Source organism: Globicatella sanguinis (assembly GCF_002847845.2).
Classification (GTDB): Bacteria; Bacillota; Bacilli; order Lactobacillales; family Aerococcaceae; genus Globicatella; species Globicatella sanguinis.
In genome coordinates this window covers 541036-566902 of sequence record NZ_CP126962.1, presented here as the reverse complement: position 1 = coordinate 566902, position 25867 = coordinate 541036, and the positions used below count along the sequence as shown (strand labels likewise).

Annotated in this window: 21 protein-coding genes; 18 read left to right on the top strand and 3 right to left on the bottom strand. The window is 36.5% G+C overall.

The window, feature by feature from the left end; genetic code table 11:
• The first annotated feature begins 5 nt into the window (after nucleotides 1–5).
• The 14 genes from atpD to CYJ72_RS02345 all read left to right on the top strand — a co-directional run bounded on the left by atpD (nucleotide 6) and on the right by CYJ72_RS02345 (nucleotide 17096).
• Nucleotides 6–1463 (top strand): F0F1 ATP synthase subunit beta, encoded by a 1458-nt coding sequence (gene atpD / locus CYJ72_RS02410; RefSeq protein WP_284630289.1) that lies wholly within the window; start codon nucleotides 6–8, stop codon nucleotides 1461–1463.
• Between the two features lie 13 nt (nucleotides 1464–1476).
• Nucleotides 1477–1926, top strand: coding sequence for an ATP synthase F1 subunit epsilon (gene atpC, locus CYJ72_RS02405; RefSeq protein ID WP_257876905.1), 450 nt, complete (start codon nucleotides 1477–1479; stop codon nucleotides 1924–1926).
• Nucleotides 1927–2438: 512 nt separating this feature from the next.
• A complete protein-coding gene (locus CYJ72_RS02400; protein ID WP_284630288.1) occupies nucleotides 2439–3683 on the top strand; it encodes an extracellular solute-binding protein in 1245 nt (414 codons plus the stop codon).
• A 92-nt stretch (nucleotides 3684–3775) separates the two neighbouring features.
• Nucleotides 3776–5083 (top strand): carbohydrate ABC transporter permease, encoded by a 1308-nt coding sequence (locus tag CYJ72_RS02395; RefSeq protein ID WP_284630287.1) that lies wholly within the window; start codon nucleotides 3776–3778, stop codon nucleotides 5081–5083.
• 5 nt (nucleotides 5084–5088) lie between these two features.
• A complete protein-coding gene (locus CYJ72_RS02390) occupies nucleotides 5089–5940 on the top strand; it encodes a sugar ABC transporter permease (RefSeq protein ID WP_066124131.1) in 852 nt (283 codons plus the stop codon).
• A 313-nt stretch (nucleotides 5941–6253) separates the two neighbouring features.
• A complete protein-coding gene (locus tag CYJ72_RS02385; protein WP_066124129.1) occupies nucleotides 6254–7060 on the top strand; it encodes a hypothetical protein in 807 nt (268 codons plus the stop codon).
• A gap of 171 nt (nucleotides 7061–7231) precedes the next feature.
• The gene (gene priA, locus CYJ72_RS02380) at nucleotides 7232–9649 is read left to right on the top strand and encodes a primosomal protein N' (RefSeq protein ID WP_284630286.1); all 2418 of its coding nucleotides are present in this window, start codon (nucleotides 7232–7234) and stop codon (nucleotides 9647–9649) included.
• 14 nt (nucleotides 9650–9663) lie between these two features.
• Nucleotides 9664–10614 (top strand): methionyl-tRNA formyltransferase, encoded by a 951-nt coding sequence (gene fmt, locus CYJ72_RS02375; RefSeq protein WP_066124125.1) that lies wholly within the window; start codon nucleotides 9664–9666, stop codon nucleotides 10612–10614.
• Between the two features lie 11 nt (nucleotides 10615–10625).
• A complete protein-coding gene (gene rsmB / locus CYJ72_RS02370) occupies nucleotides 10626–11993 on the top strand; it encodes a 16S rRNA (cytosine(967)-C(5))-methyltransferase RsmB (RefSeq protein WP_284630285.1) in 1368 nt (455 codons plus the stop codon).
• Nucleotides 11994–12020: 27 nt separating this feature from the next.
• Nucleotides 12021–12773 carry a Stp1/IreP family PP2C-type Ser/Thr phosphatase gene (locus CYJ72_RS02365; RefSeq protein ID WP_284630284.1) on the top strand — a complete coding sequence of 251 codons (753 nt, stop codon included), beginning with the start codon at nucleotides 12021–12023 and terminating at the stop codon, nucleotides 12771–12773.
• Nucleotides 12770–14758 (top strand): Stk1 family PASTA domain-containing Ser/Thr kinase, encoded by a 1989-nt coding sequence (pknB, locus tag CYJ72_RS02360; RefSeq protein WP_284630283.1) that lies wholly within the window; start codon nucleotides 12770–12772, stop codon nucleotides 14756–14758. Before CYJ72_RS02365 ends, pknB begins: the two co-directional genes overlap by 4 nt.
• A gap of 76 nt (nucleotides 14759–14834) precedes the next feature.
• Nucleotides 14835–15776 (top strand): ribosome small subunit-dependent GTPase A, encoded by a 942-nt coding sequence (gene rsgA, locus CYJ72_RS02355; RefSeq protein WP_284630282.1) that lies wholly within the window; start codon nucleotides 14835–14837, stop codon nucleotides 15774–15776.
• 3 nt (nucleotides 15777–15779) lie between these two features.
• The gene (gene rpe / locus CYJ72_RS02350) at nucleotides 15780–16421 is read left to right on the top strand and encodes a ribulose-phosphate 3-epimerase (RefSeq protein ID WP_284630281.1); all 642 of its coding nucleotides are present in this window, start codon (nucleotides 15780–15782) and stop codon (nucleotides 16419–16421) included.
• Nucleotides 16422–16433: 12 nt separating this feature from the next.
• Nucleotides 16434–17096, top strand: coding sequence for a thiamine diphosphokinase (locus CYJ72_RS02345; protein ID WP_284630280.1), 663 nt, complete (start codon nucleotides 16434–16436; stop codon nucleotides 17094–17096).
• A 38-nt stretch (nucleotides 17097–17134) separates the two neighbouring features.
• On the opposite strand, the gene CYJ72_RS02340 is transcribed toward CYJ72_RS02345, so the two are convergent.
• The 3 genes from CYJ72_RS02340 to istA all read right to left on the bottom strand — a co-directional run bounded on the left by CYJ72_RS02340 (nucleotide 17135) and on the right by istA (nucleotide 20372).
• Nucleotides 17135–18112 carry an IS30 family transposase gene (locus CYJ72_RS02340; RefSeq protein ID WP_284630279.1) on the bottom strand — a complete coding sequence of 326 codons (978 nt, stop codon included), beginning with the start codon at nucleotides 18110–18112 and terminating at the stop codon, nucleotides 17135–17137.
• A gap of 213 nt (nucleotides 18113–18325) precedes the next feature.
• The gene (istB, locus tag CYJ72_RS02335) at nucleotides 18326–19090 is read right to left on the bottom strand and encodes an IS21-like element helper ATPase IstB (protein WP_284628748.1); all 765 of its coding nucleotides are present in this window, start codon (nucleotides 19088–19090) and stop codon (nucleotides 18326–18328) included.
• Nucleotides 19074–20372: an IS21 family transposase gene (gene istA, locus CYJ72_RS02330; RefSeq protein WP_284628750.1), complete on the bottom strand. Its 1299-nt coding sequence runs from the start codon at nucleotides 20370–20372 to the stop codon at nucleotides 19074–19076. The genes istB and istA overlap by 17 nt, the downstream gene beginning before the upstream one ends.
• Before the next feature lie 403 nt (nucleotides 20373–20775).
• Here istA and rpmB point away from each other — a divergent pair, with 403 nt between their 5' ends.
• From rpmB to recG, 4 genes are all read left to right on the top strand, one after another.
• Nucleotides 20776–20964, top strand: coding sequence for a 50S ribosomal protein L28 (gene rpmB / locus CYJ72_RS02325; protein ID WP_066124112.1), 189 nt, complete (start codon nucleotides 20776–20778; stop codon nucleotides 20962–20964).
• 289 nt (nucleotides 20965–21253) lie between these two features.
• Nucleotides 21254–21610 carry an Asp23/Gls24 family envelope stress response protein gene (locus CYJ72_RS02320; RefSeq protein ID WP_284630278.1) on the top strand — a complete coding sequence of 119 codons (357 nt, stop codon included), beginning with the start codon at nucleotides 21254–21256 and terminating at the stop codon, nucleotides 21608–21610.
• Nucleotides 21611–21634: 24 nt separating this feature from the next.
• Nucleotides 21635–23338 carry a DAK2 domain-containing protein gene (locus CYJ72_RS02315; protein ID WP_284630277.1) on the top strand — a complete coding sequence of 568 codons (1704 nt, stop codon included), beginning with the start codon at nucleotides 21635–21637 and terminating at the stop codon, nucleotides 23336–23338.
• Nucleotides 23339–23411: 73 nt separating this feature from the next.
• Nucleotides 23412–25445, top strand: coding sequence for an ATP-dependent DNA helicase RecG (gene recG, locus CYJ72_RS02310; protein WP_284630276.1), 2034 nt, complete (start codon nucleotides 23412–23414; stop codon nucleotides 25443–25445).
• Nucleotides 25446–25867: the final 422 nt, after the last annotated feature.

Here is a 25867-nt window from a genome sequence, read left to right as displayed (position 1 = left end):
TGTACATGCGAATTGGTCGTATTGAACAAGTTATTGGACCCGTAGTCGATGTCACTTTCCCAATTGAAAATGGTGGTCCTGACATTCATAATGCATTAATTGTAACGAACGCTGATATGGCGGATGTAATGCAAGAAAATATTTCGGATGAAGAAAAATTATTAACCTTAGAAGTTGCACTGGATTTAGGTCATGGAATGGTCCGGACAATTGCGATGGAATCAACCGATGGTTTGGAACGCGGCATGACAGTTGTGGATTATTTAACACCGATTAAAGTGCCAGTAGGCGAAGCCACTTTAGGTAGAGTATTCAATGTTTTAGGTGAGACAATTGATGAACTAGAACCGGTTGGCGACGATGTTGAACGCAAAAGTATTCATCGTGAAGCCCCTAAATATGAGGACTTAGATAATAGTTTTCATGTTTTAGAAACCGGAATTAAGGTCATCGATTTATTAGCTCCTTATATTAAAGGGGGAAAAATCGGTTTATTCGGTGGTGCCGGAGTTGGAAAAACTGTCTTAATTCAAGAATTAATTCATAATATTGCAGAACAATTAGGAGGTATCTCCGTTTTCACTGGGGTTGGAGAACGTACACGTGAAGGGAATGACCTCGTTTTTGAAATGCGTGAGTCAGGTGTAAGCAAGAAGACGGCCATGGTTTTTGGTCAAATGAATGAACCACCAGGAGCACGTATGCGTGTTGTCTTAACAGGACTTACAATGGCGGAATATTTCCGTGACGAATTGAAACAAGACGTCTTATTATTTATTGATAATATTTATCGTTTTACTCAAGCAGGTTCCGAAGTGTCAGCCTTATTAGGTCGTATGCCTTCAGCAGTAGGGTATCAACCAACTTTAGCAAGTGAAATGGGACAAATGCAAGAACGTATTACGTCTACGAAGCACGGTTCCATTACATCAATCCAAGCGGTATATGTGCCAGCCGATGACTATACGGACCCTGCTCCTGCGACAACCTTTGCCCATCTAGATGCGACTACCAACTTAGAGCGCCATTTAGCAGAACAAGGGATCTACCCAGCTGTTGACCCATTGGCTTCTACTTCAAGTGCTTTATCTGAAGAAATAGTGGGTATACGTCATTATGAAATTGCCCGTCAAGTGCAAACTGTTTTACAACGTTACCGTGAATTACAAGATATCATTGCCATTTTAGGGATTGATGAATTATCAGATGAGGAAAAGATTACGGTGAAAAGAGCCCGTCGTATCCAATATTTCTTATCGCAAAACTTCCATGTGGCTGAAGCTTTTACTGGTTTACCAGGATCATTTGTTAGCATTCAAGAAACACTAGATGGCTTCGAAGGTATTCTAAATGGTAAATTCGATACACTCCCAGAAGAAGCTTTCCGTAATGTTGGAAATATTGATCAAGTGATTGCAAAAGCGAAAAAATTAGGTGCAAGTCTACCGGAAGAATTAGAATAAGGAAGTGAATGAATTGGCTAATAATGAAAATAATAGTCGTCCTTATATGACTGTGACCATTTCATCACCTGATGGTATTATCTATGAACACCGTTCCTATAGTTGTAATGTGAAGACAACCCAAGGCGGATTGACCATTATGCCGAATCATATTCCTATTTTAACACCGTTAGTCATTTCGGCTGTTAAAGTAACACGAGTGGAAGATGGAGAACCAGTTGATTATATTGCGATTAATGGTGGCATTTTATCAATGGCGAACAATCAATTAGAAATCATTTCTAATTATGCTGTTCGCGCGCGTGACATTGATGAAGCAGCCGTTGAAATTCAAAAACAACAGGCTGAAGAAGATATGGCTGCCGCCTTAAGAGAGAAAGATTCTCGCAAATTTAAGCGAGCAAAAATTTCACTAGAAAGAGCCATCAATAAAATTGCCGTTAGTCAACATCGTCGTTTATAAGATGATGAGTTGCTAATAGCGTCTCTCGACGTTTAAGCAGCAAAGGTTGGTTAACACATAAGGTGTTGATCTCTACTTAATACAATACAACGAAATAATAAAAGCCTAGAAATTAGGATCAAAAATTTTAAGTTTTTGATTCCCAGTCATTAATTGAGGCTGCAATCGTTGTGTGGTCTCAAACTAGGTCTTAAAGAGTTTGGGCAGATAAAACAAAACTATTCATGTTCGACTTCTGGTCCATTCCCACTCTTTTTTCGCTGACGAAAAGGGATGATAATTTATTCGTATAAAGCAAAATAATCCTAGTGTTTTTTTGGAACAAACGAAATATTTTCATAAAAAGATGATTAAATAGCTAAATATTAAATAGAGTCACGATACAATAACGGGTTTTTATAATGATTATCATTCTGTTACCGATAACAGAATTAAAAACCTATTGTATTATTTTCAATTATATAAGATAATATAGTTAAGAAAGCGATTTACGCAATATTTAGGAGGTTTCAATGATGAAATTGAATTTGAAGAAATTGGCAATTGGTACTTTGTCTACAGTTACAGCTTTATCTACATTAGTATCAACTGGTGTATTAGTAGCTGATGCTCAAGAAGAAACATTAGTTATTTCTGCAGCCGGAGAATATGACTATGTCAAAAATCACATCGCTAAATTCGAAGAAGAATATGGTGTGAAAGTAGAATTATTAGATGCTGATATGTTTGAGAAAATTGATGGTTTAGCATTAGATGGTCCTGCTGGAACTGCTCCAGATGTTTTAATTGCACCATATGACCGTATCGGTTCATTAGCTCAAACAGGTTTAATTAACGAAGTAGCGTTAAATGAAGAAGCAGGTTATGATGATACAGATAAACAACAAGTATCAACAGATGGTGTTGTTTATGGTGCGCCAGCTGTTATCGAAACAATTGTTTTATACTATAACAAAGACTTACTATCTGAAGCGCCAAAAACTTTTGATGAATTACGTGAATTGACTAAAGATGAAAAATATGCTTTTGCTGGGGAAGATGGAAAATCTACAGCATTCTTAGCTCAATGGACTAACTTCTACCATAGCTACGGTTTATTAGCTGGATATGGTGGTTATGTATTCGGTGAAGATGGTACTAACTACGAAGACTTAGGATTAAATTCTGAAGGGTCAGTAGAAGGTATTAACTATGCAGTGGACTGGTTCCAAAATGTATGGCCACAAGGTATGTTAGATGTTTCTTCAGTAAGTGACTTTGTAATGCAACAATTTACTGATGGTAAAGCTGCTGCGATTATTGATGGACCTTGGCAAGCTGCTGCTCTTAATGAAGCAGGCGTTAACTACGGTGTTGCTAAAATCCCTACATTACCAAATGGTGAAGAATACAAACCATTTGCTGGTGGTAAAGGTTGGGTAGTTTCAGCATTTACTGACAAACAAGAATTAGCACAAGAATTCTTAAATTGGGTAACATCTGAAGAAATGCAAACAGCTATGTATGAAGAAAGTGGACAAATCCCTGCTAACCAAGCAGCTCGTAAAGTTGCTGCTGAAGCTGGAAATGAATTAACAAATGCGGTTATCGATGTTTATTCAAATGCTGTACCAATGCCAAATATTCCACAAATGAGTGAAGTATGGTCAGGTGCTGAAAACTTAATGTTCGATGCTGGTTCAGGTAATAAATCAGCTCAAGAAGCTGCTGATGCTGCTGTTGAATTAATCAAACAATCAATCGAACAAAAGTATTAAAATTTCGTGAATCGTAAGTTTTTATCTGGCAGAGGTTGATCTTCTGCCAGATATTAATAGTTAAACAGCATTTTATTTAAAGGAGTGATTTTATGAGTCAGACAGCCAAAAAACAAAATCCGACATTAGCGATGCTCTTGTCGTTGATTCCAGGACTAGGTCAAATATATAATAAACAATTGATCAAAGGCTTAACCTTTCTAGGGATTACCGGGTTGTTTGTTTATGAATTAGTAAGTTTTGGTTTTGGTGCGTTGACTGACTTTATTACATTAGGGGATACTCCGGGGGTAAAAGGTGATAACTCCCTATTCTTAATGATTATTGGTACTTTACAAATTATCATTACGATCGTATTCTTAATCTTCTTGATTTTCAATATGATAGATGCAAAACGCATCGCGAATCTTTGGAATGAAGGATTTAAAGTTAATCAAACATTTAAAGAACATAAAGATAATATTTTAGATAATGGGTTCCCTTATTTATTAATTGTACCGGCATATATTTTTATGACTTTTGCTATTATTTTCCCAGTTTTAGTCACTTTATTTACAGCATTTTTAAATTATGATTTTAAAAATATGCCACCAGCAAAATTATTAGACTGGATTGGTTTTGCAAACTTCGCGAATATCTTTACATTAAGCACCTTTAGAGATGCCTTTACATCCGTATTTATGTGGACGTTAATTTGGACATTATGTGCGACTACTTTACAAATTGTGCTCGGTATTTTCACAGCTGTTGTAGCTCACCAACCATTTATTAAATTCAAACGTATTTTTGGGGTAATTTTCTTATTGCCATGGGCTGTACCAGCATTTATTACAATTTTAACGTTTTCAAATATGTTTAATGACTCAATTGGTGCGATGAATACACAAGTAATTCCGTTTATTAATAAATTAATTCCATTTGTTGAAATTGGAAAAATCGCTTGGAAAACCAACCCGTTTTGGACCAAAGTTGCGATTATTATGGTTCAAGGTTGGCTAGGGTTCCCTTATATTTATGTAATGGTAACCAGTATTCTTCAATCTATCTCCGAAGATTTATATGAAGCAGCCAAAATTGATGGAGCGAATGCTTTTAAACGATTCACTTCCATTACTTTACCTGTAATTTTCTCTGTTGCTGCTCCAACATTTTTAACTCAATATACTGGTAACTTTAATAACTTTACGATGATCTATCTATTTAACAATGGTGGACCTGGATCAGTGGGTGGTGGCGCTGGTGCAACCGACATTTTAATTTCATGGATCTATAAGTTAACAACTGGAACTTCACCGCAATTCTCATTTGCGGCAGCCTTGACACTGATTATTTCAGTAGTGGTTATTTCAGTATCGTTAATCGTCTTTAAGCGTACAAAAGCTTTTGAAATGGAGGGATAATCAACATGAAAAAATTATTTGCATCTGCCAAATTCAAAAAGTTTTTGGGACAGTTCTTTACCTATTTTTATATGATTCTCTTATCGATTATCATTATTTATCCATTATTAATTACGATTAGTTCTGCTTTTAGAGCAGGGAATATTACCGCATTTGATTTGAATTTTAATTCAAAATGGACCTTGAATCATTTTAAACGATTATTTGAAGAAACCTATTATTTACAATGGTATAAAAATACTTTAATCGTTGCAGTTAGTACCATGGTAGTGCAAGTTATGGCAGTAACCCTCGCTGGTTATGCTTATAGTCGTTACAACTTCTTTGGTCGTAAAAATAGTTTAATGTTCTTCTTAATTGTACAAATGGTGCCGACGATGGCAGCTTTGACGGCCTTCTTCGTAATGGCACTCTTGATGAAAGCTATTAACCAATTCTGGTTCCTATCCTTAATTTATATTGGTGGTGGTATTCCAATGAATACTTGGTTAATGAAAGGGTACTTCGATACAGTTCCTTATGATTTAGACGAATCAGCCAATTTAGATGGTGCAGGACATTTTAGAAGATTCTGGCAAATTGTGTTACCATTAGTACGTCCAATGATTGCTGTACAAGCTTTATGGGCATTTATGGGACCATTTGGAGACTTTATGTTATCTAAATTCTTATTACGTAAAGAAGAATTATATACTTTAGCTCCAGGATTACAAACGTTTATCAATGACCAACGTAACCAAAAAGTAGCATTGTTTGCGGCCGGTTCTATTTTAATTGCAGTGCCAATTTCAATTCTATTCTTTGTCTTACAAAAGAACTTTGTTACTGGTTTGACTAAGGGTGGAACAAAAGGTTAATCAATCGAGTGTGAGTCTGGGCATAAACTTGATAAATTTAGTCAATTATTGTTCGTTAATTAAAAGCACAATGGTTGAGAGATCTCAACTTTGCAAGGTGACCAGATGAATCGAATATTATTTGACTTTCTACTTCTGGTTCGATTCCTAGTTTTTCACTACTTTGGATTTTTTAGAAACATAATCGACGATTGATTTAAAATTTGTTAAGAAAATAAGGGTGGGCAGATGAAGTGAAAATCTTTTGATTTTCTACTTCATGTCCATTTTTTTCTTTTTTAAATGCTATAATATGTAGAATGAGGTGATTATAATGAACAAAGTATTTCCAATTAATTACTTTACAAATATCTTTTCGGCGAAGAAAATTTTTAAGAATCGTCAACAATTAATTTGGTGGCAAATACTGTTAATTGTATTGTTGCTTAATGGTTTAATGTTGATGCCGTTATCGGTTCAGTTAGGAAAAATTCAATCGGCTAATTTAAATGATTTTGTACCGAATGCTTTAGCAACGATGCATGACGACACTGTTCAACAATTTAATCAAATGGTAGAACAGGGAACAGTTGCTGAAACCAGTCAATTTATTCCTTCTATCAATGAGGTAGAGAGTGATTCTCTAGTAGAAAACTCCATCTTAATTGCTCCAGATGGCTTTATTATTAAAGAAGGAAAGAATCCCGAAATTAAACAAACCTATATTGAAGAGCTACCATTAACCACGGTGGCAGATAAAGAAGAACTGATTGCTTTATTGTCTCAACATTGGTTCCAAGCCAATCGTTTATCGATAGTGCTAACTAATTTTATTAATGTGTGGTTTTTAATGTTTTTTAACTTCGTTGGTTTATTATTAGGGACAGCTTTTTTACTTTGGTTAACGAAGTTTGGAAAAATATTTACGATTGCTAACTTTAATGAGGCTTTACAGTTATCACTCAATACTTTTGGCCTTCCCACTTTGATCGCGATGCTACTGGGCTTCTTATTGAAAGATCCAAATGTGATGGCCTTAACACAGAGTACCCTTTATATTTTATTGCTTTTATGGGTTTATTGGAAAACGCATTTTAATGATCATTATGTGGAAACAGCGAGTAAAATTTCTGTATTATAAAATATTTCTGTTAAACTATCCTTAGTAATATGATGAGGGTAGTTTTTTTATCTTGGATAAGGGTATTATTAATAAAGATAAATTGATGGTTTTTTTCTAAGCAAACGTATTTATATCTATATTTAAACGATTTTTTGTGATAGCATATATAGTTATGAAGGTGGTGATTTAATGCTTGCTAAAGTGATTATCGATATTCCAGTCGCTCAAGTTAATCGAGAATTTGACTATTTAGTCCCCGAACAGTGGGAAGAAGCCATTCAATTAGGTATGCGTGTTGAAGTGCCTTTTGGTCCAAGGCAATTACTGGGATTTGTAGTTGGTTTTTCAGATGAAACGAGTTTTACTGGAACCTTAAAACCAATTAGCAAATTATTAGATTATCGTAGTTTTTTGAATCAAGAATTAATCGAATTAAGTGATTACTTAGCCAATCATTTGCAGGCTTTTAGAATTGCTGTTTTACAAACAATGTTACCTAATTTATTAAAAGTAAAATATGAATCGTATTTTCTAATTCATAATCATGATCAAATTCAAGCCTTGACTAATACTTTGATTGAAAATCATGAAATTGAAAAAACGATGCTCGAAACGATGTTAACACCAAATCAAATAAAAGCATTAATTGATCAAGAGGCCATCGAACTAGAAAATCGAGTTTTAGATCGAAAATCAACCAAAATGGTGCAAGTGATCGATAGAGCTTTGGATGAACAACAATATAAAGCCGTTTCTGAAAATTTAAGCAGAGCGGCTAAAAAACAACAACAATTGCTTGACTATTTAATCTATCATCCGAAAATAACTTATCCGATTGCGATTCAAGATTTTTGTGAAATCACCGGTCTCAGCCGTACTGTTGTAAATACCGCTATTGATAAAGGATGGTTAATCAAATCTGAAGTGGCTGTTTACCGTAATCCATTAAAGGACCAGGAATTTATTCAAACGACAGCCAAAACATTAAGACCTAACCAACAAAGCGCTTATGATACCATTGTGGCTTCTGTAGAAAAAGGGCAAGCTAAAACCTTTCTACTAGAAGGCGTTACCGGTAGTGGCAAGACCGAAGTATATTTACAATTAATGGAAAAAGCCCGTCAACAAGGGCAGTCGGCCTTATTATTAGTACCAGAAATTGCCTTGACTCCACAAATGGTCAATCGAGTGGTAGGCAGATTCCAAAAAGGAGTGGCAGTTTTACATTCTGGTTTGTCTACTACGGAAAAATACGATGAATGGCAGCGAATTATTAAAGGTGAAGCGACGATTGTGGTCGGAGCCCGTTCTTCAATTTTTGCACCATTAAAAAACATTGGTATTATCATCATTGATGAAGAACACGAAACGACTTATAAACAATCCGATAATCCACGTTATCATGCGCGTGATGTCGCTTTATGGCGGAGTCAATATCATCAATGTCCAGTTGTTTTAGGAAGTGCCACCCCATCATTAGAAAGCCGAGCTCGGGCTCAGGTTAATCATTATCAACTCGTTATGATGAGTGAACGAGCAAACTTTTCTGAATTACCGGAAGTAGAATTAATCGATATGACCAATGTCTTAGTTTCGAAGACCTATACCGAGATATCGCCATTCTTACAACAAGCAATCGAGCAAGCCATTAGTCAAAAACAACAAATCGTATTGTTATTAAATCGTCGTGGGTATGCATCTTATATGCAATGTCGCGAATGTGGACATGTTGTTCAATGTCCTCGTTGTGATATTTCTTTGACCTATCATAAGAGTGAACATCGCATGAAATGTCATTATTGTGATTATCAACAAATGGTACCAACTGAATGTCCTCAATGTGGTAGTCAACATATTCGCAGTTTAGGTTCAGGAACCCAAAAAATTGAAGAGACTTTAGCAGAATTAATCCCCCATGCGCGAATTTTACGTATGGATAATGATACGACTAGAAGAAAAGGGAACCATGAACGGATATTAAAACAATTCGCTAATAAAGAAGCCGATATTTTATTGGGAACACAAATGATTGCTAAGGGGCTTGATTTTGAAAATGTTACTTTAGTCGGTGTTATCAATGCGGATACGGCCCTTAACATACCAGATTTTCGTTCGGGTGAGAAGACCTTTCAATTATTAACGCAAGTAGCAGGACGGACCGGACGTGGTCAATTAAAGGGGAAAGTCATCATTCAAACCTACAATCCCGATCATTATGTGATGCAATTGGTCAAGACGCACGATTATGAAAATTTCTTTAAATACGAGATGAAACGGCGTCATATTGGAAATTATCCCCCTTATTATTTTACAACTTTAGTCACTGTCTCCAGTAAAAATCAAGGGATGGCTGAACGTAAAATCCATCAGGTGAAACAATTATTATCCAATCCATCACTAGAACAACAACAACAATTATTATTGTTAGGCCCATCAAGAGGCGCTATTGCGCGCATCAACGACGTTTATTATTTTCAATTATTACTCAAGTATAAAGATAAGCAATTCATTCAAAATAAAATTAGTGAAATTGTCAATCAAGCTCAAAATGAATCACGGCAAGGTCTTTATGTTTCAATTGACCATGAACCATATCATTTTATTTAGAGGAGGTAAATTATATGAAGAAAATTATTTTTATGGGGACACCTGAATTTTCAGCAACAGTTTTAAAAGGGATTTTAGCACAATCCTCATTATATGAAGTGATTGCCGTTGTGACTCAACCAGATCGCCCTGTTGGTCGTAAAAAAGTATTAACCGCTTCACCAGTAAAAGAAGTAGCATTGAGTCATCAAATTCCTGTCTTCCAACCGGAAAAACTAGGTAAATCAGAAGAGATGGAACAAATATTAGCCATGGACGTTGATTTAATTGTCACGGCTGCTTATGGTCAATTTGTGCCGACCAAATTATTAAAACATCCAAAATATTTAGCCATTAATGTGCATGCATCACTATTACCAAAATATCGTGGTGGGGCACCGATTCATTATGCGATTTGGCAAGGTGACGAGGAAACAGGTATTTCAATTATGTATATGGAAAAAGAAATGGATGCGGGCGATATTTTAGCACAAGCTAAGACTCCTATCCATTTCAATGATGATGTCGGTCAATTATTCGAACGCTTGGCAATAATAGGGCGCGATTTATTATTAGAAACATTACCACCATTATTTGCTGGAGAATTAACACCCATTAAACAAGATGAGCAGTTGGTTACATTCTCTCCCACTATTTCTAAGGAACAAGAAAAAATTGATTGGTCGCAATCGGCAACGGCAGTACATAATCATGTCCGCGCTTTTCGACCATTTCCTTCCACTTATACTATGTGGAATGGTCAACGCTTAAAAGTGTGGGAAGGGCAACCGATCGCTTATGCCACAACGGAAACGGTGGCACCAGGGACGATTGTAGCCGTAGAAGATGACCAAGTAATTGTCCAATGCCAAGAAAGCTATTATGCGATTACATCATTACAACCAAGCGGTAAAAGAAGAATGGATGCAGCTACTTTCTTAAACGGAATGGATGCTGAAGATTTAATCGGTCAACGATTTGAATAGAGTGACAGCTAATGAAAATAAAACAACGTAGTGAAAAACAATTAGCTAAAAATGTTAGATGGCAGGCGCTCAAACTGATTCATCAAATTGAATATGAAAATCAATATTCGAATGTTTTAATCGATCAAACCATACAACATACTCATTTGAATGAATTGGATCAAAAATTATTGGTACAATTAGTCTATGGTGTTGTGCAACGTCGCTTAACGTTAGATTATTATTTAGAACCTTATCTCAAGGGCAAGAAAATCGATACTTGGATTGCTTCTTTATTTCGCTTAAGTATTTATCAACTATTATTTTTAGATAAAGTCCCAGATCATGCCGTTTTAAATGAAGCAGTCGAAATTGCGAAAACGAATGGGCATGGTGGCTTAGGCAAGTTTGTTAATGCCATTTTGAGACAATTTAATCGCCAACCATTAAGGGAATTACCCGATAAAGCAACGGCATTCTATGACTATTTGAGTATTCAATATAGCATGCCATTATGGTTAGTCGAGCAACTTTCACACTGGTTAGGGGATCAAAGTGATCAGTTAGAATCATTACTAAAAAGTTTATTAGAGACACCCCACTTATCAGCGAGAGTGATTGCGAATATTGATCAGCGTCAAGAGATTCAGCAACAATTACAAAGCGAACAAGTGATCACTGAACCTAGTAAGGTATCACCTTATGGCTTAATCGTACAAAGTGGTGATTTAATTCATTCTAATGTCTTTAAAGAAGGACGCGTGACCATTCAAGATGAGTCCAGCATGTTAGTCGCACCATTAGGAAAAATAACCGGAACAGAGCAGATATTAGATGCTTGTTCAGCACCTGGTGGTAAAGCGACTCATATTGCCCAATTATTAACGACAGGCCATTTGACTGCTTTGGATTTATCGAGCCATAAATTAAAGAAAGTGGATCAACATTTACAACGAATGGGTCTAGCAGAAAAAGTGACCACCCAACAGGCCGATGCTTCAAAATTTTTGCCGAAAAATAATGCATTATATGATACAATATATTTGGATGCTCCATGTTCCGGTTTAGGCTTGATGCGTCGAAAACCAGAAATAAAATATGAAAAACAAGCACAAGATTTAGTTGAGTTAGCAAAGATTCAAGCTGAACTATTAAATCATGTCGCAAGTTTATTAAAACCTGGAGGGGTGTTAGTATATAGTACATGTACACTAGCACCGATTGAAAATGAGCAAATGGTTGATCAATTTTTAGCCACTCATGCGGATTTTCAATTAGATCCAATCCAACCAACAGAATTACTACCAGCAGATTTACTTAATTCAGCGGGTCAAATTAGAGTTTGGCCGCATCAATATCATACAGACGGCTTCTTTATTAGTCGTTTCGTTAAAAAATAAACAGAGGTTTATATGAGAGGTGAAAGGATGAAAATCAAAGTCCGTTCAAATGTTGGACGAAAACGTTCATCAAATCAAGACTATGCTGATTATTTTACAAATCAACATCAGCAAGTATTATTTATTTTATGTGATGGTGTCGGAGGGCATCAAGCGGGCGATGTCGCCAGTAAACAAACCACTCAGTTTTTAGGGGAGCGCTTTGTTCAAACTGAAGAAAAATTTGATTTAACCAATATTCAAACGTGGTTAAAAGAACAAATTGAAGCCGTTAATTTATATATTTATGAAAAATCGAAGTCAGAAAGTCAACTGGAAGGCATGGGAACGACCTTAGTTGCGGCTATTGTAGTTGAGGATCAATTAGTTATCGTACATGTAGGGGATAGCCGGGCATATGTCTACAAAGAAGGCCAATTACTTCAGGTGACCGAAGACCATTCTTTAGTCAATGTCTTGATTAAAACAGGTGAAATTACGAAAGAAGAAGGCCAAATGCATCCGCAACGCAATGTGGTGACTCAATCAATTGGTGGCACTCCTGATGTTGAAGCTGAAAGCAACTTAATTCCATTGGAACAAGTAGAAATGCTGATGCTTTGTTCAGATGGCTTAACCAATATGGTAGAAGATACACAATTGCTTGAAATGTTTAATCAGGATCGTTTTGCAGATGATTTTCCTGAAAAATTAATTGAAGCCGCAAATAATGCGGGAGGCACTGATAATATTACCGTTATTTTAGCATCTGAATTCTCAAATGAGGAGGTGTCAGCATGATTGAAATAGGAGATAAACTCTCGGATCGTTATCAGATAAATGATGTTATTGGTCAAGGTGGCATGGCTAATGTGTTTTTAGCACGTGATCTAATCCTGGATCGCGATGTTGCTGTTAAAGTTTTACGATTTGACTTCCAGGATAATAAAGATGCGATACGTCGTTTCCAAAGAGAAGCGATGTCTGCTAGTCAATTACTACATCATCATATTGTTGAAGTTTATGATGTCGATGAGACCGATCAACAACAATATATTGTAATGGAGTATGTGAAGGGAACAGATTTAAAGTCCTTTATTAAACAAAATGCGCCACTTTCATTAGAATTAACGGTTTCGATTATGAGTCAAATTTTGTCAGCTATTGAAATTGCCCATAAAAACCGTATTATTCACCGTGATATTAAACCGCAAAATATTTTAATCACGGAAAATAATGAAGTGAAAATTACCGACTTTGGGATTGCGATTGCCTTATCGGACACCAGTATTACTCAAACGAATACATTATTAGGTTCGGTTCATTATTTATCACCAGAACAAGCTCGTGGTAGTAGTGCAACGATTAAATCAGATATTTATGCCCTTGGGGTCGTATTATATGAATTGATAACAGGTACCGTTCCCTTTAATGGTGAATCGGCGGTGTCGATTGCTCTTAAGCATTTCCAAGAGGCCTTTCCCCGTGTGAAAGATACGGTCGATTATGTGCCACAAAGTTTGGAAAATGTGGTCTTAAAAGCGACTACAAAAAATCCAGCCGATCGCTATAATTCTGTCGAAGAAATGCATCAAGACTTGACCACTAGTTTAAGTGCTAATCGTATGAATGAAGCACTTTTTGTACCAAAGGATATGTCTGAGACGACGGTTTTAAAACCAATTAAACCTATATCTTCAGCTCATAAAGCTTTAGATGAAAAAATGGAAGCGCCAGAACCTTTGGATGAAGAATTAGTACCTAGTTTTGATGTCGTCCCACCGATTGAACCTGTTCGCAAAAATTATCGTTTCGTGCGTTGGTTAGTGGGGCTATTATTACTAGTACTTTTATTACTTGGTGCCTATTATGTCTATGGTCAGACCACCCGTTTTGTAACGATACCGGATGTATACAATAAAACGCAAGAAGAAGCGATAAAGTTACTAGAAGAAAATAATTTAAACGTCAATCAAATTATTCCCCAGTGGGATAAGACCTTACCAGCGGGAACGGCTATTGAAACGAAACCGGAAGCCAATTCACGTATTGAAAAAAATAGTGCTGTTAACTTAGTGGTAAGTAATGGCAAAGAGCAAGTTGAAATTGGTAATTATATTGGGGAAGCTTATGAACCGATTCGTAAAGAATTGACGGATGCTAACTTTATTGTGGTGCGACGCGGAATGGCGACCAATGATGAAAGTCAAGTTGGGGTTATTCTAGACCAGAGCGTTGAGCCTGGCTCAAAGGTTGTACCAACTGATACTACGATTACCTTTACAGTAGGACAAATGTCGGATAGTATTTCTATGCAAGATTTTAATAATTTACCTTTATCCATGGTGCAAAACTTTGCAGATGAATATGGTTTAAATGTTGATGTCACCTATGCTTATGATGATTATATATCCGCTGATCAAGTTATTAGCCAAGACCCTGCGAGTGGTACAGCTTTAGTTCCAGGTGATACTATTTCAGTCGTTGTCTCACAAGGTGCACAAGAAGAAGTGGTTCTACAACATACCGAGACCATCACGCTTGAATATTTACCGACTTATGCAGATACTGATTTGGAAATGAAAAAGCCATTACCAAATGTAATCGATGTCTATATTGGTGATTCACAAAACAATATTAATACTTTACATCGTAGTTTTGAAATAACCGAAACAACGACCGTTCAATTAAAATTATTTATTAAGAATGATGGTGTCGGTCAGTATCGTATTTTAAGAGATGGTGAAGTTTATATGGAAAGTAATGCTGTTTACCCAGAACAATAGTTGAAGTGACAGGACTGCTATTGACCGATTAGAGTCGGCAGTAGTGGTCTATTTTTATAAAACGAGGAGGGAATCTGTGAAAGAAAAGCAATTCATTACGAAAGAAGGAATCATTTATCAGGCGATTAGTGGTTTTTATTATGTTTGGTCTGAAGGTCATTCATATGCCACTAAACCTAAAGGTAAATTTCGACATCAACAAGTAAAACCACTGGTTGGGGATCATGTTGAAATCGAAATCGATCTTGATGATAGTCAATCCGAAAGTCGTTTAGTGACGATATTTCCAAGAAAAAACAGTTTAGTGAGACCCCCGGTGGCCAATGTGGATGATGCGTTTATTGTGATGTCACTGGTCGAACCAGATTTTTCATATAATTTATTAGACTATTTTTTAGTATCGATTGAGTCTCATCAAATTGAACCGATTATTTTACTTACCAAATATGATTTATTAGTAAAAGCGTTAGGTGAAACGACAGCAGAATTAAAAGTGAAAGAAATTAAAGGCGTTTACCAAAAGATTGGCTATCAAGTCATCGTTAAAAATGAAATTAGTACTTTTGCAGAAGAAATAGAATCAGTAGTCAATAAAGATGCCATTTACATCGTGATGGGCCAATCAGGTGTGGGTAAATCGACTTTATTAAATGATTTATTGCCTAAAGCCGATATTGCTACCGGTGAAATTAGTGATTATTTAAATCGTGGACGTCATACGACCCGTGAAGTCACTTTATATCGCTTATATCAAGGGCTTCTTGCAGATACGCCTGGATTTAGTGCAATTGACTTTCCACAAATTGAAAAAGAAGCACTGAGTCAGTACTTTCCAGAAATTTGGCGCAAGAGTGCCGAGTGTCGATTTAGAGGATGTCTACATCAAAATGAACCTAACTGTGCAGTCAAAGAAGCGGTTGAAACCGGCGAAATTGCCACCTCTCGATATGAAAATTATAGTCAAATATTACAAAAAATTGAACAAAGAAAACCGATTTATCGTAAAAAGGAGAAATAAAAAATGAAAATAGCTCCCTCAATGTTGAGTGCGGATTTTACCAAATTATTAGCTGAAATTAAAGAAATTGAACAATATGGTGCAGATTATTTACATATAGACCTAATGGACGGTAACTTTGTCGGTAATATTTCTTTTGGGCCGATGGTCTATCAATGGTTAAGACCTCATACCGACTTAGTATTTGATGTGCATATGATGGTCGAACAACCAGAACGATATGTCGAAATGGTTGCCAATGCTGGGGCCGATATTATTACGGTACATGTCGAAGCCACTCATCATTTACATCGCGTGATTCAAATGATTAAACAACTAGGAAAAAAAGCAGGAGTGGTGATTAATCCTGGCACACCAGTGTCTGCCATTGAAGCTGTATTATCAGAAGTAGATTTAGTATTGGTCATGACGGTTAACCCTGGGTTCGGAGGACAAAGTTTTATCGAATCGACTTTAACCAAAATTAGTCAATTAAAAGAGTTACGTAGTCAACACCAATTTCAATATGAAATTGAAGTTGACGGGGGGATTAATGAAATGACAGCTCAACAATGTCTGGCAGCTGGAGCCGATGTTTTAGTAGCGGGTTCCTATATTTTTAACGCAACGGACCGTCAACAAGCGATTGAGTCTTTACGTAAATAAGGAGCGATGCGCATGGCAAAAGTCATTATTTGCGCAGGAGGACCTAATCCAGCCCTACACCAGTTGCGAATAAAAGAAGAAGACATCTTAATAGGAGTCGATCGTGGCGCCTATCGCTTAATAAAAGCCGGTTTTACTTTAACTCATGCTTTTGGTGATTTTGATTCAGTTAGTGCAAGTGAGTTAGCCTTCATTGAAGAGCATACGCAAACACTTCATCGCTATCCATCAGAAAAAGATGATACGGATTTGCAATTAGCTTTGTTATATGTGCTAGAGCATTACTCTCAATATGAAACGATTGCAATATACGGAGCCTTAGGTGGAGGCGGTCGTGTTGACCACTTTTTAGCCAATATTTGGTTAGTATTGGAACCGCGCTTTGAAAACATTGTTGAAAAGCTTCATTTTATTGAAGCTCAACATCAAGCGCGCTTTTATCAACCAGGTCATCATCAATTATTGAATCCATCGCAAGCGAAGTATTTATCGATCATTTCTTTAACCCCAGTTAGCTCGTGGCAAATTAAAGGTGCTAAATACAATTTACCAGCAACGGATTTTAAGACCCCGACTGCTTTAATTAGTAATGAGTTTATTCCCAATCATCCAGTGATTGAATTGTCATTTACTAAGGGGATGATTGTTGTAATGTGGGTTCAAGATGATCATTAATTTTTAAAAAACAAAAAAAGGCAAATTTCAAGTTTAAATTAGCCAGCGTACATCATCTCAAATGGTGATTTGTAGTTGAATATTCTTTTCGGATAATGATTAATCCAGTTTTCAATTTTCTTTACTTCTAATTCCGTTACATCTGTTGTTCCTTTAGGTAAAAACCGCCTTATTAGTCGATTGTGGTTTTCGTTTGTTCCCCGTTCATATGAACAATAGGGATGGGCATAATAAATATGCTCATAAGGAAAGACTTCATGCAGTCTAAAAAATTCAACACCATTATCCGCAGTAATTGATTTAATCGCATATTCATTGAGTATACCTAATAAAGCATTATTGACGGATGCCGCCTGTTTATTCGGAATCAGTCGAATAATTTGATGGCGTGTCCGACGATCGGTTAATACGAGTAAACATTTATTGGTCTTGCGCGTTAGAATCACGGTGTCAATTTCATAATGACCGTACTCACCACGCTGATTAATGACTTCCGGACGCATTTCTATGGATTGACCTTTCACTCTAAATTGCGAGCTAGTATTCTTACGTTTTTTCTTTGATTTACGTGGATAAAGTAAGTCATTCGATGTTAAACCTAAATGTCCGTTATGAATCCAATAGTAAATCGTTGAAACAGGAACGTTGACAAGATTAGAATGAACGATCATTTCTGGTGAATATTTCATTTCGGTCAGAAAATGAACGAGTGTTTCTTTGGTTTCCTTATCAAGTGACACTTTGCGGCCACACTTGTCACGCTGTTTTAAATACTGAGAATGAACATACTCAGCAGAATAAATCTTTTTGAAGCGACCTTTTCTCACTTGTTGAAGCACAAGCCCTCTTTTGATTTCATTATGAATCGTTTGAGGGGCTTTATCTAGAAGACGCGCAATTTCACGATTAGACTTACCACTATGGTGCCAACGCTCAATATTATGACGATCGTCCAAGGTTAAATGTTTATTTCGGGTCTTGCTTTCTGCTGAAAATGAATTATAATGATGATACATCTTAAAACGTCCTTTATTCTGGTTTTGTCACTACAATAATAACGTTTTGAGATGTTTTTTTCTATACTTTTTTCTATACCGTAGCACTTGACTGAATCGTCGAATCGGGTGCGGGGTCACTCCCCGACCTTTTTGCACTTTGTAAATGTCAACACAAAATTGTACAAAAGTGTGAATATAAATATGTACAATTACATATCGAATTGACTATGTTTATTCCTCTTCTTCCTTGTTTAAATGATCTTTTAACCGATAAGAATCACCATTAATTTGAATCACTTTTGAGTGATGAAGGACGCGATCAACAATCGCATGAGCAATTAAGGCATCTTGAAACAGCTCATCCCAATTACCAAAGGAAATATTCGTGGTGAGTATGGTGCTCTTAGTCTCATAACGCCGGTCAATGACTTGGAACAAGAGACGCTCATCTCCTGGATTTAAGGGTAAGTAGCCTAGTTCGTCAATAATGAGTAAGCTGGCCCGATTATAATAACGCAGACTGCTCTCTAATCGATTCTCTGACTGAGCCTTTCTGAGCTTCTCTAAGAGATCGCTACACTTAATGAAATAGGTGTTATAGCGATTCTTAGCTGCTTCTAAACCAATTGCCGCGGCTAAATGGGTCTTGCCTACTCCACTTGAACCCAAGAAGACGACATTCTCCTTTTTTTCTATAAAAGATAAGGTCATCAAATCACGGATTTCTCGCTCTTGAATGCTTGGTTGAAAGTCAAAGTCAAAGTTTTCAAAGGTCATATTGATTGGTAATTTAGCGATTTTAATCATCATATCCTTACTATTTTGACGCTTAATATCTACCTCATGATTCGTTAACCTTAAAAGGGTATCCACAATGGAGAGGTGGTCGTAATCGCCACTTAAAACCCTGTCTAAATGCAGGCTCATCTGAGTGAGCTTAAGATAGTCTAAGTTCTCCTTGAGCTGAAGATACGTTGTTTTATCCTTTCTTGCCATAAATAGCGTTCAACCTTTCTAAATTTTCTTTTGAATAAGCTTCGACCTCTTCTTGTGACTTATAGGGCATGGTGCTAGCGACGAGCTGTTCATAGTGTCCTGGCAAGTAATTCATGGCCAGATTAGATACTGGATGACTAGTGATCAACTTCGTGTTATCATAAAGATACAAGGTATTGTCTTCAACCTCTAGGCCAAGCCTTTTTCCGATGTATTCAGCTGGAACTGAATACTGATTCGATTGATAGCTAATCATCGAAGAGCTGTTCACCTTGACGGTTTGTTGATAATAGTAACGACTTCTTATCTCTTTGCTAGGCAGCGGGGATAGGAAGTCTTTTTCGTATTCCAAGAGACTCATGGGTGATTTTTTGGTGGTTGGATGGATCTCAAGATTTTTACGAAGATTCATCTTTTCAACATGGCCCACCAACTCTTCAAAGGAAAACTTTCCCTGATAAGCATCGAGTTCATCAATCAACTTCATTTGGCTTTCCACTTTCCCTTTGGTACTTGCACGCCGAGCGACACAAGCTCTGACATCAAAATTATAATCACGACTAAACTGTTCAAACTTCTGATTAACAGAGCCAGGACGATAGGACGTTCGTGGCTCTTCCATGATCGTCGTCATATTATCATTGAGTATTTCTTTGGGAATTCCTCCTAGCTTTTCAAAGATGTCGTTTAAGACGGCAAATAGGGTATATTGCCTCCGATTCAGGGTAACGTGATACAAACTATAGCGCGAGTAACCTAAGATACCCACAAAAACGTTCAGATAAATAAGCTCCCCTTCCTTCGTTACGTATTTAAAGTTCTCCTTCCAGTCTATTTGTAGTTGTTGACCCGGGTCTGTCTCAAAACGCAAGATTGGCTCATTGTTCATAAATTTCCTCTTCTCAAAGTATTGCTTAAACTCTGGCTTCTTGTTGATATAGTATCTGAAAGAAGATTCCTTTAGTTGCAGGTCATGGTTATCTACAAGATAGCGCCATAAGTGGCGAATATAGTGAAAAGTTTGGATACAGTCTTCGCTAAGCAACTCCTTGATCAACTTGTAGTAGTCATCCGCTTGAGAAGGCTTGACCCTCGTCGTTGCCTTTTCAAAACCTTCATAATACTTCTGAACCGTCCTTCGATCTTTCCCCAACTCTCGAGCGAGTTGAGAAAAATTAGGTTTCATATTGCACACCTCCATAACAGCCTTATAATTAGCTAAATCCTTAAGACATTTCACTTTTAAATCTTCCGCAAAATCTATCTTGATTGGATTATACATTCACATTACCTCATGAATGATTATCCGTTATCTCCTCCTGTCTGTGAAGCATCTATTTGTACATCTTTATTTTGTCACAACTGTACATTTTTATGTTAGCACTTATACACTTCGCTTAAATTTTCGGTCGAGTCATTTAGCTTACCCGATTCTCCCATTAAGCAAAGTGCTACTGTTGTATTGAAAGCCATAAAATAGTTCCCCTCCCAACCGCAACTAGCAGCTTTATTTTCAATCATAAAAATGGGGAGGATACACAATTTAAGTGGCTAATTTAATTTTAGAACTTTCAAAAAACAAAAAAAGTCTGTAAAGTATCTTGCCTTTACAGCTAAACTATGGTAAATTTGTAAGGTATGAAAAAGCAGAGACTCAGCTCCTGCGATATAAAGGAGGAATTACGATGGCTAAAGTATGCTATTTCACTGGTCGTAAAGCTAAATCAGGAAACACTCGTTCTCATGCTATGAATCAAAGCAAACGACGTTTCGGCGCTAATTTACAAAAAGTTCGTGTGATGATCGACGGAGAACCTAAAAAAGTTTGGGTATCTGCTCGCGCTTTAAAATCAGGTAAAATTGAACGTGTATAATTAACACAATATACTAATAGGGGCTAGGCAAACACATTCTTGTTGATTGCCAGTCCCTATTTTTGTTAAAAGAGTCATAATGACTGGATAGGACTAAATTCATTGAGATGCTTTCAATTCAAGCCAAATTGTATGGGATAGGTAAAGCGAGTTTAAATTGTTTGTTTTTAAGTTTAATGATATCTATTCTGTAAAATATACAGATTTCATCCGTAATAAATAGCGTTTAATCACTAGTTATGGTAAAATTATTACGATACAAAACATAAGTTTGAGGAGGCGTATATAAATGGCTATTAAAATTCAAACTCCAAATGGTCAAATTACATTAAACAACGAAGTAATCGCAACCGTAGTAGGTGCAGCTGTTACCGATAATTACGGTGTCGTGGGAATGGTTAGTAAAAATTTTATTCGCGATAATATTACAGAAATTCTAAAAAAAGATAACTATGCAAAAGGGGTCGTCATTAGCCAACAGGGGAATGATGTAGCAGTCGATGTGTATATTTTAGTTATATACGGCACCAAAATATCAGTCATTTGTCAAAATATTCAGCAAGCCGTGAAATATAATGTTGAACAATTATTAGGTTTTGAGACAAGTTATGTCAATGTTCATGTTCAAGGCGTTAAAGTGGACTAAGTCTTAAAATCGAGGAGGATTCAAGTGGAATTAACAAAAATAACTGCAGCCGAATTTCGAGCAATGGTGATTGCCGGTGGCCAACGACTAAATGATCAAATGGAACTTATTAACTCATTAAATGTGTTTCCAGTACCAGATGGTGATACCGGAACGAATATGAATATGTCGTTTACTTCTGGGGTAGAAAATTTAAAACAATCAAAATCTGACAAAGTAGGAGAATTAGCGGGTGCTTTAGCTAAAGGTTTATTAATGGGAGCACGTGGTAACTCTGGTGTTATCTTATCGCAGATTTTCCGTGGTTTTTCACAAGCAATTACAGACAAAGATACTTTAGATGCTAATGACTTTGCTGCTGCTTTTGCCGGTGGTGTCGAAGCTGCCTATAAAGCGGTGATGAAACCCGTAGAAGGAACCATTTTAACTGTTGCCCGCGAATCAGCTATTCGTGGTGAGAAAAAAGCGGCTAAAACAGATAATATTATTGAAGTAATGCAATCAATCGTAACAGGCGCTGAAAAATCTTTAGCCAAGACACCTGACTTATTACCCGTTTTACAACAAGTAGGTGTCGTTGACTCAGGTGGAAAAGGATTATTAAGTGTTTATGAAGGATTCTTATCTGCACTTAAAGGCGAAGCAAGTATTGCCCAAGATGCGGATGAATTATCACAACAAGCTCAAGCTCATGCACATGCAATGTTTGAAGAGGGTGCAGAAAATCCAATGACCCTTGAAGAGATTACGTATGGTTACTGTACCGAAATCATGGTGCGCATTGGGGAAGGACCTACTACAATTAAATCATTTAATTATGATGAATTTAGAAATACATTAGGTCAAAAAGGAGACTCATTATTAGTAGTAGCCGACGATGAAATCGTAAAAGTTCATATCCATACTGAAAACCCTGGGGAAATTATGCAATTAGGTCAAGAGTTTGGTGAATTAATTAAGATTAAAGTAGATAATATGCGTGAACAAGTGCGTAGTCTAGAAAATGATGAAAAAGCATTAAATGAAAAAGCTAAACAAGCGGCGGAACCGGCGAAACCAACGGAACCAGAACGTGAATATGCGATTATCGCAGTAGCAGCCGGTGAAGGGATTATGGAATTATTCCGCTCACTTGGTGTGACCGAAGTGTTATCAGGCGGTCAAACCATGAACCCATCTACTGAAGACTTTATTAAAGCAATTGAAAGAGTACACGCTAAGAAAATTATCTTATTACCTAACAATAAGAATATTGTCATGGCTGCAGAACAAGCAACGCAAGTGGCAGAAGTTCCAACAGTGGTCATTCCAACGACTACCATTCCAGAAGGAATTGCTTCATTAATGGCCTTTAATGTGGATGCATCGATTGAAGAAAATAAAGAACAAATGACTGCAATGAGTCACCAAGTAACCAGTGGTCAAATTACTTATTCTATTCGTGATACCGAAATTGATGGTGTTAAAATTAACAAAGATGATTACATGGGTATTGTGAGTGGTAAAATTATGTTATCCGTACAAGATGCTCCAACTGCATTAGACCAAACTTTAAAATTAATGATGACTGAAGAAACTGAAATTGTGACGATTATTGTTGGCGAAGACGGTTCAGTCGATGAAGCAAATCAAATTGCTGAAGAATTAGAAGAACGATTTGAAGACGTTGAATTTGAAATTGTAGAAGGTAATCAACCGGTATATAATTATATCATTTCAGCAGAGTAGTGTATTAAGGATGATAGTTAGAGCTGGGGCAACCCGGCTCTTTTGTGTTATTTTAAGGGAGGAGGCAAGGTCAGTGAGTGATTGGTTGGATAGTATTGGAACTTTAAAAGGAGTAGGCCCAGCAAAAGTACAACAATTTGCCTCTTTAGGCATTCTAACTATTCGAGATTTATTATTTTATTTCCCTTTTCGCTATGAAGATTTTCAAATTCGAGATTTAAAAACAATTATGGATCAAGAAAAAGTAACCTTAAAAGGACAAGTTGTATCACCACCGGTGGTCAATTATTATGGTCGGGGCAAGAGTCGTTTATCATTTCGTTTTGCTGTGTCTGACACTGAGGTCATCCAAGTTGTTTTTTTTAATCAACCTTATTTAAAAAAATCATTTGAATTAGGCCAAACAAAAGTGGTTTATGGTAAATGGCAAAGTAACCAACAAAGTTTACTAGGCAGGAAAATGATTAAAATTGATGAAGATGGGGAGAATAATATTGCCGGTGTTTATCCTAGCAAACAGGGAATTCGTCAAATCACCATTTTAAAAACAATTCAAGCTGGTTTTGATGAATATTATCATCAGATTCCTGAAATTATTCCCCAATATTTAAATGATAAATATCGCTTAATCCCATTGAATCAAGCTTTGTATCAAATGCATTTTCCAAAAGACTCAGTGCAAAAGAAACAAGCAACGCGCAAAATCATCTTTCTTGAATTTTTCTTATATCAATGGCGCTTATTAAACGCTGCTTATCGTGATAGTCAAGAGCAGGGTGTACGAATTTTTTATGAGGTAGAAGATTTAAAAAGTGTTATTAAGACCTTACCCTATGAATTGACCAATGCTCAGAAAAAAGCCGTGAATGAAATCTGTTATGACCTAATGGCGCCTTATCCTATGAAACGAATGCTACAAGGTGATGTCGGAAGCGGGAAGACCTTAGTGGCCTTTTTAGGGATGATAGCAACGATTCAAGCAGGTTTTCAAACGGCTTTAATGGCACCTACTGAAATATTAGCCAAACAACATTATGAGAATTTTAACCGGATATTTGAACCGATGGGCTTACACGCAGAATTATTAGTGAGTAATTTAAAAGCAAAAGAAAAACAAAATTTAATCGAAGGCTTACAAACGGGTAGAATTCGAATTGTGATTGGGACACATGCACTCATTCAAGATAATGTTCAATTCAAACAGCTTGGCTTAGCCATTATCGATGAACAGCACCGTTTTGGTGTTGGACAAAGACAAGCCTTACTGAATAAAAATGCTACGGCAGTTAATTTATTACAAATGACTGCTACTCCGATCCCTCGTTCATTAGCGATGACATTATATGGCGAATTGTCGGTTTCGACCATTGATGAATTACCAGGTGGACGTAAACCGATTACTACCCATCGAGTAGAAGCAGGAAAAATAGATGAAGTATATGAACGTATGCACATTGAACTGGCGGTAGGTCATCAAGTTTATTATGTGTTGCCATTGATTGATGCATCAGAAAATATGCAGTCGATTGATAATGTAATCGAGATTGCCGATCATTTAAGCGAGGTTTTTGTTCAATATCAAGTAGGCGTCTTACATGGACAGTTAGATAAAGAAGCACAAGAAAAGGTAATGGATCAATTTAATGATAACCAGATCCAAATTTTAGTGGCAACTACCATGGTGGAAGTCGGTGTCGATGTTCCTAACGCAACAGTCATTGTGATTCAGTCTGCTGAACGCTTTGGTTTAGCTCAGTTACATCAATTAAGAGGACGGGTCGGACGAAGTGATTTACCAAGTTATTGTTACCTCATCGGATCGCCTACTACTGAACAAGGAGAAGCACGACTGGATATTATGACCCAATCTCAAGATGGCTTTTTTATTAGTCAAGAGGATATGAAAATTAGAGGGATTGGCGATATTATGGGACGTAGCCAATCGGGATTACCACAATTTCATTTTGCGAATGTGGTCGAAGATGCGCATATTTTAGCGATTGCCCGTCAAGAAGCCAAAGAACTTTTAAATCATTTACATCATTTATCTGATGAAGAAGAACAAGCCTTAAAAGATTGGCAAGATTCTACCATCATTGAAATGTAATTTTCGAATCAAGATAATAATTAATAAATCACTGTATGGTGATGACTTTTTTGAAAACGACAAAATCTGAAAACTTATTTTGATAATAACCATATCAGATGAACTATTTAAAAAAGTAGTGTAAAATAACTTCATTAAGTGAACATAAAATCATTACTTATAAATCTTATCTATATAATAGGAAGAGATTTTTATTAGCTTGTTTGGAATGGGCAAAAATTTGATAAAATTGATTCAATTATTACACGTAAATGCTCAGCGCATTTTTTATTAGAAATCAAACAGTACCTAAAAAATAGGTTAATAATTTCTGACTGTGAGTGCTAGAAGTTGAAGCGAAAATCATCTCATTTTGTTATACTTGTCCACTTCCTAAATGAAAGATAAAAACGATAATATGTGTTTAAGAAAGAAGGTATATA

Bases quoted from the DNA above. Each gene is read 5' to 3' on its own strand.
- atpD (WP_284630289.1), top strand. From the start codon at position 6: ATGCGAATTGGTCGTATTGAACAAGTTATTGGACCCGTAGTCGATGTC.
- CYJ72_RS02400 (WP_284630288.1), top strand. From the start codon at position 2,439: ATGATGAAATTGAATTTGAAGAAATTGGCAATTGGTACTTTGTCTACA.
- CYJ72_RS02395 (WP_284630287.1), top strand. From the start codon at position 3,776: ATGAGTCAGACAGCCAAAAAACAAAATCCGACATTAGCGATGCTCTTG.
- CYJ72_RS02390 (WP_066124131.1), top strand. From the start codon at position 5,089: ATGAAAAAATTATTTGCATCTGCCAAATTCAAAAAGTTTTTGGGACAG.
- CYJ72_RS02385 (WP_066124129.1), top strand. From the start codon at position 6,254: ATGAACAAAGTATTTCCAATTAATTACTTTACAAATATCTTTTCGGCG.
- priA (WP_284630286.1), top strand. From the start codon at position 7,232: ATGCTTGCTAAAGTGATTATCGATATTCCAGTCGCTCAAGTTAATCGA.
- fmt (WP_066124125.1), top strand. From the start codon at position 9,664: ATGAAGAAAATTATTTTTATGGGGACACCTGAATTTTCAGCAACAGTT.
- rsmB (WP_284630285.1), top strand. From the start codon at position 10,626: ATGAAAATAAAACAACGTAGTGAAAAACAATTAGCTAAAAATGTTAGA.
- CYJ72_RS02365 (WP_284630284.1), top strand. From the start codon at position 12,021: ATGAAAATCAAAGTCCGTTCAAATGTTGGACGAAAACGTTCATCAAAT.
- pknB (WP_284630283.1), top strand. From the start codon at position 12,770: ATGATTGAAATAGGAGATAAACTCTCGGATCGTTATCAGATAAATGAT.
- rpe (WP_284630281.1), top strand. From the start codon at position 15,780: ATGAAAATAGCTCCCTCAATGTTGAGTGCGGATTTTACCAAATTATTA.
- CYJ72_RS02345 (WP_284630280.1), top strand. From the start codon at position 16,434: ATGGCAAAAGTCATTATTTGCGCAGGAGGACCTAATCCAGCCCTACAC.
- CYJ72_RS02340 (WP_284630279.1), bottom strand. From the start codon at position 18,112: ATGTATCATCATTATAATTCATTTTCAGCAGAAAGCAAGACCCGAAAT.
- istB (WP_284628748.1), bottom strand. From the start codon at position 19,090: ATGGCAAGAAAGGATAAAACAACGTATCTTCAGCTCAAGGAGAACTTA.
- istA (WP_284628750.1), bottom strand. From the start codon at position 20,372: ATGTATAATCCAATCAAGATAGATTTTGCGGAAGATTTAAAAGTGAAA.
- rpmB (WP_066124112.1), top strand. From the start codon at position 20,776: ATGGCTAAAGTATGCTATTTCACTGGTCGTAAAGCTAAATCAGGAAAC.
- CYJ72_RS02320 (WP_284630278.1), top strand. From the start codon at position 21,254: ATGGCTATTAAAATTCAAACTCCAAATGGTCAAATTACATTAAACAAC.